The sequence below is a fragment of the Pseudoalteromonas porphyrae genome (genome assembly GCF_001298125.1).
Taxonomy (GTDB): Bacteria; Pseudomonadota; Gammaproteobacteria; order Enterobacterales; family Alteromonadaceae; genus Pseudoalteromonas; species Pseudoalteromonas neustonica.
The window spans coordinates 166,055-180,473 of sequence record NZ_LHPH01000002.1 but is presented as its reverse complement, the minus strand read 5'-3'; the positions used below and the strand labels follow the sequence as shown (position 1 = coordinate 180,473).

The following is a 14,419-nucleotide window of genomic DNA, read 5'->3' as shown; positions in this document are numbered from 1 at the left end:
ATTTAGATAGCTAAGGCTATCCAAATTTAGCTACGTCTGTAAATCATACAAAGTCGATTAAAAAACCCACCTTTTTCAAGTACCTTTGCTCTTGTTGTAAATCGGCATGCAGCAGGGTTTGTTCATTGAGCCAACCTAGTGGAAACTGCAACAGCATGCTGTTGCCTTTTACTGAAACCGCTAGGTCTTGATATTGATCATTAAGGCGCTTTTGGTTCAATAATATGGCCAATCTCAGTAATACAATTAATTGTAATATTTGAAAGTGCGGCACCGAAAGTAAAGTAGGAAATTCTTCTAAGCGAATTTTTTTACGGTAAAAACGTATCATGCAGCTTAATAGCGTTTGTTGCTGTTGAGTAAACCCCGGTAGTTGGCTGTTTTCAACTACATATGCGCTGTGTTTATGTAAACCTGATGAGTTAATACCTAAACCTATCTCATGTAATTGCGCTGCCCACAGGAGCAATTGATGATTATCTAATGAATCTAACTGCCACTCTTTTTGCACTTGCAAGAATAACCAATCAGCGGTATTAGCTACACGTTGTGCGTGTACTTTATCTATTGTATTTCTTTCGCTTAAATTAGTAATGGTATTGGTGCGTATATCTTTGAGTGCCAGCTTTTGTTGCATCTCATGAAGTAGGCCTTCGCGTAGCGAAAAGTCACTGTAGTTCACCTCAGTAATATTAAACAGCTCAAAGATTGCGATTAAAATGGCTAAACCACCACAGATACTCACTTGGCGCTCTGGGCTTAAACCTTCAATCTGTAGGCTATCAACAGTCTTTGCCGCAATGAACTGGGTTTTAAGTTCGAGCAACCGCTCTAAAGTAATATGTTTTTGCTCGGGATCATTTGTGCTGATCATCGCTAAAATTGACTTTATTGTGCCTGACGTGCCAACTACTGATTGCCAGCCAGCGCTAATATAAGTGGCAAAAATAACTTCAAGTTCTTGCTCTGCTTTTATTTGTGCTTTGCTAAAGCGTTTATCGTTAATAATACCATCGGCAAAAAATTGTTTTGTATAACTTACGCAGCCCATATTACGACTTGTTAGCAGCTTATGTTTAAAGTGTTTGCCAATAATGAGCTCTGTACTACCGCCACCAATATCAATCACTAAGCGGTTTTCATCGTGATGAATGTAATGGGCAACGCCTTGATAGATTAAACGTGCTTCTTCTTGCCCTGATATCACATCAATATGATAGGGAAAAACAGTACTTGCTTGAGTTAAAAACGAGTTAATGTTTTTAGCGCGTCTTAATGTGTAGGTTGCAGCAATTTTTACATTGCTGGCAGGGAAGTCTTGTAGCGTTGTTGCAAACTGCTTCAGTATCGCCAGTGCTCTATCAATCGCAGTTTGGCTTAATTGATTTTTGTCGTCTAAGCCATCAGCTAAATATACGCGTTGTTTTTCTTTATGCAAAATTTGTAGATTGCCATCCACTTCTCTTGCTACGACTAAATGAAAGCTGTTTGATCCTAAGTCAACCGCAGCAATTGAGGGATAATTATTCATTATTGTAATTGCCTTCCCATTTTTTTAAGTGATCATAAATAGCAATTTGTGAGCGTATTTTTTTACGATTGCCACGCCTCACATAATTATTTTTTTGCTCACTATCGATAATGCGCGCTTTGGTGCGATCTTTAAATTGTAGCTCAATAATATCTACAATAAGTCGTTTTAGTTGCTCATCGTAAATGGGAACGCCCACTTCAACACGATGGTCAAGGTTACGGGTCATCCAATCAGCAGATGAAATATAGACTTTTTCATCACCATTGTTACCAAAAATCATAACGCGTGGATGCTCTAAAAAGCGATCAACAATACTAATAATACGGATGTTATCGCTAAAGTTATTGAGCCCAGGAACTAATGAGCACATACCGCGGACAATAATACGGATTTTAACGCCTTTTCTGGCTGCTAAATAAAGGCTATCAACTAGCGCTTTATCCACTAGGTTGTTTATTTTTACTGTGATTTTACCACTGTGGCCATTTTCAACATGCGTGATCTCTTGCTGAATTAAATTTAAAAGTACGTCACGGGCGTTAACGGGTGAAATCATTAAGTGTTCAAAGGTGAACGGCTTGTAGCTGCTTTCTATAAATTTAAATACGCTATCACTTTCATCACAGATGCCTGTATGTTTAGTGAATAGGCTAAAGTCGGTATATATTTTTGCTGTTTTTTCGTGAAAATTACCAGTGCCTATATGTGCATACTTTACTATTTGGCCTTTCTCACGACGATGAATGATACACAGCTTACTGTGAACTTTGAGTGCAGGGATCCCAAATATAACTTTAATGCCTGCACCACTGAGTATTTTTGCCCACTCGATGTTGTTTTGCTCATCAAAGCGGGCTTTTAGCTCCACCATTACAGTGACTTTTTTACCATTTTTAGCGGCATTGATCAGTGATGAAATAAGCCGAGATTTACTCGCAACACGATAAATATTTACCTTAATTTGCGTTACTTTTGGATCAAAAGCAGCTTGGCGAACATATTCAAGTAAATGGTTAAAAGTATGATATGGATAATAAAGTAAAATATCTTGTTGGCTAATTGCATCAAATACACTGGCATGATTATTAAAAGCTGTGCATTGCAGCGCGGGGAGTGATTTGTTCTCTAAGTATTGACGACCAATATTAGGAAAGCCGATAAAATCCCTAAAGTTACGATAACGTCCGCCTGGGATAAGTGCATCATGGTGGGTGACCCCTAAGCGTTTTTTCATTACTTTTAGCATAGGTTCAGGCATCGCTTGATCGTAAACTAAGCGCACAGGTTCAGCGTAAATACGCTGTTTTAAACCTTTAGACATTTTATCTAAAATGCCTTCTTCAAGCTCATCATCTAAGTTGTATTCTGCGTCTCGTGTGAGCTTTATTGAGTGACCATGGATTTGAGTAAAGCTAAAGAAACTGCTAAATACATCACTTAAAAAAAACAAAATAATGTCATCTAGCATCACGATAGTCTTGTGACGACGGGTTTTTTCAGAAGGTAAAATAACGAAACGTGGCACTCTATCAGTAGGCACTTCGAGCATCGCGTAGTGGCGTTTGTCGTTAAGCATCTCTACAAATAAGTAAGTCATAGTATCGTTTATATGATCAGAGTAATCTTTGTTTTCATCCAACATAATGGGCGATATGTGCTGCAAAACATTGTCATTAAAAAAATTTTTAAGCCAATCAATGTGAAAATCACTAAGTTTTTCAGGACGCTGAACATGAATGTTATGGCTGTTTAAATCATGAAGAATTTGCTGGTGAATAAGATTAAATTTTTGACCTAATTGCAGTACTTTTTGTTGTATTTGGGTGAGTAGGATCTCATCTTCATCAAAATTTGTATCAGGTAGTTTATTTAGTAAAATACGACGTTTTACATCTGCAACTCTTACCCTGAAAAACTCATCAAGGTTATTCGAAAAAATACCTAAAAAACGCATCCGTTCAATAATTGGATTGCTTTTGTCTTTGGCTTCTTGCAATACGCGTTCATTAAATGACAACCAACTTAATTCTGGAGCAAAATAACTAATTGTTTGAGGCAACTCAGTGCAGGCGTTCATGTTCTATTCCTTTGATAGCAGCAGAATAAAATATAGAACATAAAGATGACAGTATAATGACAAACATGTCATTTTTGTGACATGTTTGTCTGTGTTAATTACTGATTTTTAAAAATTATTTATACATCTTCAATATCAACAATTAAATCGGCGGTTATCGCTTCAAGCGCAGCTACAACTTCATCTTTGTTCATACCAGCAGGTAAAGAGACTGTTGCGACGGCACTAAAAATAGGCACTCCCCAGTTTGGGGCGCTTTGTTGTTTAGAGTTTAAGTGAGTGATGTTTGCGCCCTTGTGGCGAATAACACTAGCAAGTTCTTGCACAATACCAGGGCGATCATTACCAGTGATAACGAAATTAAGCTTGGCGGCACTGTTATCTGTTGTGTCATCATTCCCCGTTTCAATGCGTACTTCTAATTTAGGAAGTGCATGTAATGAATCTTGTAGTTCTTGTAAATGTTCTTCAGGTACTGTCACTTCTAAAATGCCGGCAAAATGCCCTGCTAAATGACTTAAATTACTGCTTAACCAGTTACCGTGGTGGTTTAAAACAGTGGATGATATGTCTTCGACAAGTCCGGGACGATCTTGCCCTAAAATAGTTATAACTAATTGCTTCATAAAGTAAATCCCTTAAAATGCCGTAATTAAGTGATAAATGCTCAGGCATGAGAATAGTTGAATGATTATTATATTTAAAAATGAACCGAATTGAGTATTGACTCGGACCTAGAGTTTGTCCAATTTTTTTGCGCTTTCATTAATTAAAAAACAGTAATATAGTACTAGCGTTATTACCTTTATTGGGTAAATTGCTGTTTCTCAATGATAATTTATTAAGTTGAATTTTTTTCATACAGATAGCTTCCTTAAAACAAAATAACGCTATTATGACGTTTGTAACATTACTGTCATCTTGGTGAAATACACTATTCGCAACGTTAAGATTTAAAGGTGTTTTGATGACTTCCAATCCGAATAAACCGTCTTTTAATACGGATAGAAGCCGTCTATTTAAAGATCGGTTTGCCCAATTTAGTATTACAGCCGGTGGAATAATGGTGTTAATAGCGTTGCTATTGATCTTTTTCTATCTACTTTATGTAGTACAGCCTATTTTTGAATCTGCAAAAGTAGAAACGCGTAACAGCTTTACTTTAAGTAATGCTGAGCAAATTGTTGGCTTAGGTGTTGAAGAGCAAACCGAAGTTGCTTTTTTGCTTGGTAAGCAGGGCAATGTCGATTTTCATAGTGTAGAAAAAGCGACCTTTGGTAAAAAGTTGGCAAGCTTGCCCGTTACACTTGACGGTGGAGTAAGCAGTTTTGCAAAAAGCGCCCCTTTTCAAGGGCTTTATGCTTATGGACTAAAAAACGGTGCGGTGATGATCGTGGCACCAAAGTTTTTAGTTACTTTTCCAAATAATACTCGCAAGCTGACACCTCGCTTGGATTATCCTCTTGGTGAAACACCTTTAGTTGTAGATGATGAAGGCGCTGCATTAACGCAGTTTGCATTTAGCCATTACGAAGAAAAAACGGCAGTAGTTGCGCAAACAGCCGATAAGCGTGTTGTATTTAGTAGTTTTGTGGCTGAAGAAAACATGTTCAGCGGTGAAGTTGAGTGGGTCGTTGAGCGCACCGAACTCGATGTCGATGGTCGTGTTGATCAACTGCTTATGTCGCCTGACACTACGCGTACATTTGTACGTTCAGCTAATCAAATTTATGTTTATGATACGCGTGACCCCAGTGAAGTCGAACTGATTCAAATGCTGGCAGCCAATGAAGAAAATGCCAATCTTGTTTCAGCTCAGTTGCTCGCAGGTGCTAACTCGTTGATGCTAGCAAATGATAATGGTGAAGTATCTCAGTGGTTTGAAATTAATACAGATGAAGGTCGTGAATATCAAAAAATTCGTGCCTTTGAAACATCAAAACAAAGCAAGCTGGATATTTTTACTGAATTTTATCGTCGTACATTTTTTACTACCAGTTCAAATGGTGAGTTAGGTGTGTATTACACCACCAGTGAAGCAAAGTTATGGCAAGGTAAAGTAAGTGAAGGGCCGATTGAAAACTTTGCAATAGCGCCACGTTCAAATGCGGCACTTATTTTGGCAGATAACAAGCTAACCGTTGTTGAAATTCATAATGAGCATCCTGAAGTTACCTGGTCTGCATTATGGCAAGAAGTGTGGTACGAAGGTTACCCTGAGCCAGGTTATATTTGGCAATCAACATCTGCCAGTGATGACTTTGAATCTAAATTCTCGTTAGTACCAATTTCATTCGGAACATTAAAAGCAGCCATGTATGCAATGCTATTTGCTGTGCCGATTGCTTTATCAGCCGCAATCTACACAGCCTACTTTATGTCAGGTTCATTGCGTAAAGTGGTAAAGCCAACGGTAGAAATAATGGAAGCATTACCTACCGTAATCCTAGGTTTCTTAGCTGGTTTATGGCTTGCGCCATTAATTGAAGAGCACCTTCCTGCGATAGTTGGATTATTGATCATGTTACCACTGGGGATTTTGGCCACTGCATTTGGTTGGACGAAATTACCGACCAGTATACGTCATCGCATACCAGAAGGGTCGCATTCAATTTTACTTATCCCAGTTGTGTTATGCATTGGTTGGTTGGCATTTGCCATGAGTGGTGTGATTGAGCAGTGGATGTTTGATGGTAATGTACGCCAATATCTAACCAATGAATTAGGTATGACATTTGACCAACGTAACTCGCTTGTTGTGGGTATTGCAATGGGTTTTGCGGTTATTCCAACTATTTTCTCGATTGCTGAAGATGCGGTATTTAGTGTGCCAAAACACTTATCTAATGGTTCCTTGGCATTAGGTGCAACACAATGGCAAACATTGGTCAGCGTGGTATTGCTAACAGCAAGCCCAGGTATTTTCTCTGCAGTAATGATGGGGTTAGGGCGTGCGGTAGGTGAGACAATGATTGTACTTATGGCGACGGGTAATACACCAATAATGGATTGGAGCATTTTCCAAGGTATGCGTACGCTTGCGGCTAATATTGCAGTAGAAATGCCAGAATCTGAAGTGGGTAGTTCACACTATCGAATTCTTTTCTTAGCAGCCTTTGTATTGTTCATATTCACTTTTATTTTCAACACAATTGCTGAGTTTGTTCGTCAGCAGTTGCGTGATAAATACAGCTCGATGTAAGCGGAGAGACACGACATGGTAAAGCAGTGGTTTAAGTCTGGTTCTCCTTGGATATGGATGACAGGTGGTGCAGTTAGTATCAGCTTGATTTCCGTCTTAGGGTTATTAGCAATGATTGCCTGGAAAGGGTTAAGCTTTTTCTGGCCTTCACAAGTAGTGCAACTTGAGTTGCAAGGTTCAGTGGTAAAGCAAACCGTTATTGGTGAGATTTATGACCGAGAAATGGTACCAAAATCACGCCTAGAGGCAATGGGTGTAGATTTATCTGATTACGATAAAGAAGAGCTTGAGCGCTTATTAATTAAAACCGGTAACCGTGAATATGTTGATTTGGACTTTCGTTGGGTTTTAGAAACAGATATTAACTCTCATACCGCGCCTGCAACATTGGCGGTGTTTGAACGAAGTAAAAACGGTAACTTTTACGGTTATGTTGACCAAGTGATTAAAGATGGGCAAGTCATCACTGACAACAAAGTAGAGGTGCTAGATGAGCTCGTTGAACGCGCGGTAGACTTAAATGATCAAGCGCTTGATTTACAAAATGGCGATATTGGGCATATTAACTTTGAGTTAGAGCGCTTACGTTTAAAAGAAAAATCTTATTTACTTGATGATGCATTAACGGATGAACGCGTTGCAGAGCTTGCGCAACAGCGTGCACAATTAAGGTCAGAATATGGCGTGCTTGAAAAACAATTGTTTGCACTTCGTAAAGAGGCCAAGCGTGACCAAGTAACGGTAAAAGATATGCGCGGCGAAATAGTCACATTGCCTTTGTATCAAGTTTTGGATTTTTGGTTTCCAAATGACATGGGATTCTTTGCTAAGCTTGGCCATTATTTTGTGCAGCTTGGTAAGTTTGTTTCAGATGACCCGCGTGAAGCAAATACCGAAGGCGGTGTATTCCCGGCTATATTTGGTACTGTGTTTATGGTCATGCTAATGGCTGTAATTGTGACTCCTTTTGGCGTTATTGCTGCAATATATTTACATGAGTATGCAGCTAAAAATGCAGTGACAAAGATGATCCGTATCGCGGTAATTAATTTGGCTGGTGTTCCTTCGATTGTTTATGGGGTATTTGGCTTAGGTTTCTTTGTTTATGTGCTCGGGGGGAGTCTGGATCAATTATTTTATCCTGAAGCATCACCAAGCCCTGTATTTGGTACGCCAGGGGTTATGTGGTCAGCACTAACGCTTGCTATCTTAACCTTACCTGTTGTTATTGTATCAACTGAAGAAGGTTTATCTCGTATTCCTAGTACGGTACGTCATGGTTCACTTGCACTTGGTGCAACAAAAGCAGAAACTCTATGGCGTATAATAGTGCCAATGGCAAGTCCGGCAATTATGACAGGCCTAATACTGGCTGTTGCACGTGCTGCTGGTGAAGTTGCACCACTAATGTTAGTAGGTGTTGTAAAAATGGCACCGACTTTACCGCTTGATGGTAACTTTCCGTACTTTCACTTAGATAGAAAGTTCATGCATTTAGGTTTTCACATATATGATGTTGGCTTCCAAAGCCCGAATGTTGAAGCAGCACGACCGTTAGTCTATGCCACTGCATTTTTATTGGTATCAGTGATTATCGCACTGAATATCACTGCAATCGGTATACGTAACCACTTACGTGAAAAATTTAGATCGCTTGATCAATAATTAGTAAAGATTTTAAGGTAATAAACATGATTACAGTCGCTCCACAGGTAACCCAGTCAAACACGAGTTTGAAGTTGGACTTAGAAAATTTAAGCACTGAGCAAACGGCGCTTCAGATCAAAAACTTAGATCTTTACTATGGTGAAAAACAAGCGCTTAGTTCAGTAAGTATGAATATACCAAAAGGCCAAGTAACGGCTTTCATCGGGCCATCGGGCTGTGGTAAGTCGACGCTATTACGCTGTATTAATCGTATGAATGATTTAGTAGATAGTTGCCGTATTGAAGGTGAAATTTTACTGCATGGGCAAAACATCTACGATAAAAAAGTAGATGTTGCGGCGCTTCGTCGAAATGTAGGAATGGTATTCCAACGTCCAAATCCATTTCCAAAATCTATCTACGAAAACGTAGTTTATGGCCTACGCTTACAAGGTATTAAAGAAAAGCGTAAGTTAGATGAAGTAGTTGAACAGTCACTGCGAGGGGCTGCGTTGTGGGATGAAGTAAAAGACAGACTCCACGACAGTGCATTTGGTTTATCAGGTGGTCAGCAACAACGTTTAGTTATTGCTCGTTCAATTGCGATTGAACCAGAAGTATTATTGCTGGATGAGCCAACATCAGCACTTGATCCAATTTCTACATTGGTTATTGAAGAGCTAATCAATGATTTAAAAAATCAGTTTACCGTTGTTATTGTAACGCACAACATGCAACAAGCGGCGCGCGTTTCTGATCAAACCGCATTTATGTACATGGGTGAGTTAATCGAGTACTCAGATACAAATACGTTATTTACTACGCCGAACAAAAAGAAAACAGAAGACTACATTACCGGCCGATATGGTTAGTATAGTGGGCGTACTGTTTAGGTGATGTTAGCGATTCTGATAAGAAGGTAGACAATGGAACACAATATTAATAAGCATATCTCTGGCCGTTTTAATCAAGAGTTAGAGAACGTACGTAATCATGTTTTAAGTATGGGCGGATTAGTTGAGCAGCAACTTAATAGCGCACTTGATGCTGTGAGTAATGGTGATGCTGAATTAGCGCGAAAAGTGCGTGAAAATGATTATAAAGTAAATGCCATGGAAGTGAACATTGACGAAGAATGCACTCGTATTATTGCTCGTCGTCAACCTGCAGCCAGCGATTTACGTTTAGTGGTTGCGATTGCTAAAACCATTGCTGATTTAGAGCGTATTGGTGATGAAGCTGAACGAATAGCTAAAGTTGCCCTCGATTCATTTACTAAAGATCAGCAAGATTTATTGGTAAACATTGAAAACATGGGGCGTCAAGTATCTAAGATGTTGCATGATGTTTTAGATGCTTTTGCACGTATGGATGTACAAAAAGCCTTTGAGGTACATAAGGAAGATGCCAAGGTCGATCGTGAATACGAAGCCATTACACGTCAAATAATGACCTATATGATGGAAGATCCACGTTCAATCCCAAAAATTATGGATTTAGTTTGGTCAGTGCGTTCTTTAGAGCGAATCGGTGATCGCTGTCAAAATATTGCTGAATATATAATCTACTTCGTAAATGGCAAAGATATTCGTCATACATCTCAAGAAGATATAGAAAAATCATTGTGATTTTTTTTGGTGATTTTTTTTTTATTAAAGCGACCAATGGTCGCTTTTCATGTTCTCGTTATAATTAATATTATGTTCAGGCACTAGTGAAGCAATAAAAGCATTCACAATCGTGGTGAATGCTGTAAAATTCACGCCGCAAAGCATACTAATTTGATTTAAGGGTCAGCTATGCCTACAAACGCATTTTTAGGAGTATTCGCAAAATCTCCTATAAAGCCAATGGAAGATCACATCAAGAAGGTACATCAAGCTAGTAAAGCTTTGATCCCTTTTTTCAATCACGTATTTAAAGAAGAGTGGGTACAAGCAGAAGTGATTCGCTTGGAAATTCGTACTTTAGAGCGTGAAGCCGACGACATGAAAAGAGATATACGTTTACAACTGCCGCGTGGATTGTTCATGCCGGTAGAGCGTACAGATCTGCTCGAACTCGTCACCCAGCAAGACAAAATTGCTAATAAAGCAAAAGACATTGCTGGTCGTGTAATTGGTCGTGAGATGACCATTCCAAAAGAGATTCAAGTCAATTTCTTAGCCTATGTAACACGGTGTGTTGATGCGACTAAACAAGCGTCAAATGCAATTAACGAGTTAGATGAGTTATTAGAAACTGGTTTTAAAGGTCGCGAAGTGACCTTGGTAGAAAAAATGCTCGTTGAATTGGATGCAATTGAACAAGACACGGATGATATGCAAATCATTATACGCCGCCAATTGCGCGCCGTTGAGGATGGGCTTAACCCAGTTGATGTTATGTTTTTATATAAAATAATTGAATGGGTTGGCGAGCTTGCGGATATCGCAGAGCGCGTAGGTTCACGTCTTGAGCTGATGTTAGCTCGTTAATTTACACTCAGTTCAATAACGAAAGATTAAGGTTACACAATGGATATCATTGCATCTTATGGCACGGTATTAATTTTAATTGCCGCAGCAGTCGGTTTTTTTATGGCTTATGGTATTGGCGCAAATGACGTTGCCAATGCTATGGGTACTTCAGTAGGGTCTAAAGCGCTTACAATTAAACAAGCAATTTTTATTGCGATGATTTTTGAGTTTGCAGGTGCTTATTTAGCCGGTGGTGAAGTAACATCGACGATACGCAAAGGCATTATTGACTCTGCCCCATTTATGGATATACCTGAATTAATGGTGTTGGGTATGATCTCAGCGTTATTTGCAGCAGGTAGCTGGCTATTAATTGCTTCTTTTCTTGGTTGGCCAGTATCAACTACTCACTCAATTATTGGTGCTATCATCGGATTCGCGTTAGTTGCAGTTGGCAGCGAAGCAATCCAATGGAATAAAGTGGCTGGAATTGTTGGTAGCTGGATAGTAACACCATTAATTTCAGGTTTTATTGCGTACTTAATATTTATGAGTGCACAAAAACTTATATTTGATACCGAGTCACCACTTAAAAATGCTAAACGTTATGTACCTATATACATGGGTCTTGCGGGTTTTATCATGTCTTTGGTTACGATCAAAAAAGGCCTAAAGCACATTGGTATTGATTTAGGTGCAGTAGAAGGCTATGCATTAGCAATTGGTATTGCTGTTGTAGTTGGTATTATTGGTAAAATAGTTATTTCCCGCTTGAAGATAGATCCAAAAGCTGACAAGAACATGCAATTTAATAATGTTGAGAAAGTATTTGCTATCTTAATGGTATTAACAGCATGTTGTATGGCATTTGCACATGGGTCTAATGATGTAGCTAACGCGATTGGTCCTCTTGCTGCTGTTGTTAACATTGTAGAGAATAATGGTGAAATCGCTAAACAAGCTGCTATTGCATGGTGGATTTTACCGCTGGGTGGTTTTGGTATTGTTGCAGGTTTAGCTATTTTAGGTAAAAAAGTAATAAAAACCATTGGTGAAGGTATTACACATTTAACACCTAGCCGTGGTTTTGCTGCTGAATTAGCCGCTGCTTCTACTGTTGTTATCGCATCAGGAACTGGTTTACCTATCTCAACGACACAAACGTTAGTGGGCGCGGTTTTAGGTGTAGGTATGGCGCGTGGTATTGCTGCACTTAACATGGGCGTGATCAGAAACATTGCTGTTTCTTGGGTAATAACATTGCCAGTTGGCGCTGCCCTTGCTATTGTTATTTTCTACATACTAAGATTTGCCTTTGGAGTTTAATTCCTACGGCTTAAGTATTACAGACTTTTAGCTTGAAAAGATCTCAATGCCCATGGTGTTGGGGTCTTTTTATTTGTGGGTAAGAAAAGTTATGACTAATTTACCAAGTATAAAACAACTGCAATACTTATTAGCGGTTCATCAATATCAGCATTTTGGTCGAGCAGCAAGTGCCTGCTTTATTGGTCAATCCACATTAAGTAGTGCAATTCAAACGCTTGAAGAAACTTTGGGATGTCAGCTTATTGAGCGTGAAAATCGTAGCCTCATGTTTACCGCCATTGGTGAAGATGTCGTAGAGCGAGCGCGCAAAATTATAGATGATACTCTCAGTGTTAAAGAGCTTACAAAAAGCCATTTAAGCCCACTTAGCGGCAAGTTAACGCTTGGTGTAATTCCTACTATTGCTAGTTTCATTGCTGCGCCTTTATACGCACTATGCCAACAACAATATGTGGATTTAGAATTAGTACTGGTTGAGGATACAAGTGACAGCTTATTAAATAAGTTAGAGCACGGCCATATAGATATGGCATTACTCGCTTTACCCTATGAGACCGACAAGTTTCATACACAAGTACTTGCACAAGATCATTTTAGCTTAGTGCATCACAAAGATTATTTGCCAGCAACAGGGATAGAAGACTTTAATCTGTTACCGGATGCAAGCGTATTCCTACTTGAACGAGAGCACTGCATGACAGGTCATGCATTGAGTGCTTGTCACTTAAACCGTTCAAGCTGTATTAACCCGTTTGAAGCGGCAAGTTTACACACACTATTGAGTATGGTTGAACATCAGCTCGGGGTGACCTTTTTGCCACAAATGGCAATTAATGCGGGGATTTTAGATAACAAAAACATGTTAGCCACGGCCTCTCAAGGTGATGCTTATCGTGACATTGGTATTTTATGGCGCAAAACCACAGGGCGAATTCGTGATTTTCGTTTATTTAGCCAAATGCTAGAAAATTTTCTAAAACAGCAATGCCGTTTAATACCAATCGACTTAAATATTTAACCATTCTAGCGAGCTAAATGGTCAGTAACTTAACACGATTGGTATGCAGGAATAGCTCATCAAGGTGAGCTATTTATTTTTTAATTTATTTTCATCTTTTCCAAACTATCCTCGCGCTCCTATCGACTAATCTTATAAGTAAAATAACTAAGCATCGAGAATCGTGTTTTTTCAATCAACAGAAACATTAATCGCCAAAGCACAGCAAGGTAATAAGCGAGCCTGGCTTAAGCTGGTTAAACAGCACGAGAGCCGAGTTTATAACCATTGCTTGCGGATGCTCAGTAACCCGGATGATGCCATGGATTTAATGCAAGAGGTGTTTATCTCTGTCTATAAGAGCTTGCCAAGTTTTCGTGGTGAGTCGAGATTTACGTGAGTTAGAACGTGAAAAACGTGACTTAGAGTTTGCTAATCGTCACGATAATAGCGCCGCAGCAAAAGAGCTTGAGCAACGTAAAAAAGCATTAGAAAAAGATATTGCGAAGCTTGAAAAGCAACAAACTACGCTTACTAAGCAGCAACAGCAATTACGCCAAGATATACAGGCAAAGCAGGTTGAACGTGAGAGGCAGCAAGCCGCGGAGCAGCAAAAATTACTCACTCAAGTAAGTACGAGTATCAGCCTTACTCTGTGTGATTACGGCAGTGGGCTACGTAGTTTACCTAATGACGAACATGTTAGCTTTGTTCTGAAAGGGCTCGGTGATAAAAACACCAACTTAATTAAAGTGTTTGATAAATCAGATATTAAAAAATGTGTAGTAGGCGACATAAAAGCCAGCGATTTAGCACTTAAGGCAATTACCTATCAGTTTTAATTTGATAAAAACTTATCCCTGACCAACAAAGCAGTCGTTGTTACAAAGGCTGCTTTTCATTATGTCTTTCATATTCAAATTGTTTATTGAAAGGGGTAATGTCTGGCAAAAATAATAAATACACCCACACCACTAAATTGAAATAGGGTATTAAACCTAAGCACGTAAATGTGCTGATAGGATAACCTTTGATATTAGCATAACGGTGGCATTGGTAAGCTATCCCTAAGTTTACTGCCAACAATAATACAATTAATTGCACCATAACCTTCTCCATAAGTAGACAATAGCATAATAAATAACATATTTGTGTTTATTGGGTATGTTGTCGT

13 protein-coding genes are annotated in these 14,419 nt (G+C 39.0%); 9 read left to right on the top strand and 4 right to left on the bottom strand.

Features of this window, described 5'->3' with window-relative positions; genetic code table 11:
• Nucleotides 1-43: 43 nt before the first annotated feature.
• The 3 genes from ADS77_RS02665 to ADS77_RS02655 all read right to left on the bottom strand — a co-directional run bounded on the left by ADS77_RS02665 (nucleotide 44) and on the right by ADS77_RS02655 (nucleotide 4,237).
• Entirely contained in the window at nucleotides 44-1,531 is a 1,488-nt protein-coding gene (locus ADS77_RS02665) for an exopolyphosphatase (RefSeq protein ID WP_054452830.1), read from the bottom strand.
• Nucleotides 1,524-3,611 carry a polyphosphate kinase 1 gene (gene ppk1 / locus ADS77_RS02660; protein WP_054452828.1) on the bottom strand — a complete coding sequence of 696 codons (2,088 nt, stop codon included), beginning with the start codon at nucleotides 3,609-3,611 and terminating at the stop codon, nucleotides 1,524-1,526. The genes ADS77_RS02665 and ppk1 overlap by 8 nt, the downstream gene beginning before the upstream one ends.
• 119 nt (nucleotides 3,612-3,730) lie before the next feature.
• Nucleotides 3,731-4,237, bottom strand: coding sequence for a glycine cleavage system protein R (locus tag ADS77_RS02655; protein ID WP_054204486.1), 507 nt, complete (start codon nucleotides 4,235-4,237; stop codon nucleotides 3,731-3,733).
• Between the two features lie 341 nt (nucleotides 4,238-4,578).
• Between ADS77_RS02655 and ADS77_RS02650 the strand changes: the two genes are divergently transcribed.
• From ADS77_RS02650 to ADS77_RS02610, 9 genes are all read left to right on the top strand, one after another.
• Nucleotides 4,579-6,813: an ABC transporter permease subunit gene (locus ADS77_RS02650; RefSeq protein ID WP_054452826.1), complete on the top strand. Its 2,235-nt coding sequence runs from the start codon at nucleotides 4,579-4,581 to the stop codon at nucleotides 6,811-6,813.
• Between the two features lie 15 nt (nucleotides 6,814-6,828).
• Nucleotides 6,829-8,478 carry a phosphate ABC transporter permease PstA gene (gene pstA, locus ADS77_RS02645; protein WP_054452824.1) on the top strand — a complete coding sequence of 550 codons (1,650 nt, stop codon included), beginning with the start codon at nucleotides 6,829-6,831 and terminating at the stop codon, nucleotides 8,476-8,478.
• A gap of 26 nt (nucleotides 8,479-8,504) precedes the next feature.
• A complete protein-coding gene (gene pstB, locus ADS77_RS02640) occupies nucleotides 8,505-9,332 on the top strand; it encodes a phosphate ABC transporter ATP-binding protein PstB (protein WP_054204483.1) in 828 nt (275 codons plus the stop codon).
• Between the two features lie 54 nt (nucleotides 9,333-9,386).
• Nucleotides 9,387-10,088: a phosphate signaling complex protein PhoU gene (gene phoU, locus ADS77_RS02635; RefSeq protein WP_054204482.1), complete on the top strand. Its 702-nt coding sequence runs from the start codon at nucleotides 9,387-9,389 to the stop codon at nucleotides 10,086-10,088.
• A 171-nt stretch (nucleotides 10,089-10,259) separates the two neighbouring features.
• Nucleotides 10,260-10,937: a TIGR00153 family protein gene (locus ADS77_RS02630; protein WP_054204481.1), complete on the top strand. Its 678-nt coding sequence runs from the start codon at nucleotides 10,260-10,262 to the stop codon at nucleotides 10,935-10,937.
• A gap of 39 nt (nucleotides 10,938-10,976) precedes the next feature.
• A complete protein-coding gene (locus ADS77_RS02625; RefSeq protein WP_054204480.1) occupies nucleotides 10,977-12,245 on the top strand; it encodes an inorganic phosphate transporter in 1,269 nt (422 codons plus the stop codon).
• A gap of 91 nt (nucleotides 12,246-12,336) precedes the next feature.
• On the top strand, nucleotides 12,337-13,266 hold the full coding sequence (locus ADS77_RS02620; protein WP_054452822.1) for a hydrogen peroxide-inducible genes activator: 930 nt from the start codon (nucleotides 12,337-12,339) through the stop codon (nucleotides 13,264-13,266).
• Between the two features lie 163 nt (nucleotides 13,267-13,429).
• Nucleotides 13,430-13,645 (top strand): RNA polymerase sigma factor, encoded by a 216-nt coding sequence (locus ADS77_RS02615; RefSeq protein WP_235575690.1) that lies wholly within the window; start codon nucleotides 13,430-13,432, stop codon nucleotides 13,643-13,645.
• The gene (locus ADS77_RS02610; RefSeq protein WP_054452820.1) at nucleotides 13,626-14,087 is read left to right on the top strand and encodes a hypothetical protein; all 462 of its coding nucleotides are present in this window, start codon (nucleotides 13,626-13,628) and stop codon (nucleotides 14,085-14,087) included. Before ADS77_RS02615 ends, ADS77_RS02610 begins: the two co-directional genes overlap by 20 nt.
• 40 nt (nucleotides 14,088-14,127) lie before the next feature.
• Here ADS77_RS02610 and ADS77_RS02605 read toward each other — a convergent pair whose 3' ends face one another.
• On the bottom strand, nucleotides 14,128-14,352 hold the full coding sequence (locus ADS77_RS02605) for a hypothetical protein (RefSeq protein ID WP_054204475.1): 225 nt from the start codon (nucleotides 14,350-14,352) through the stop codon (nucleotides 14,128-14,130).
• Between the last annotated feature and the right edge of the window lie 67 nt (nucleotides 14,353-14,419).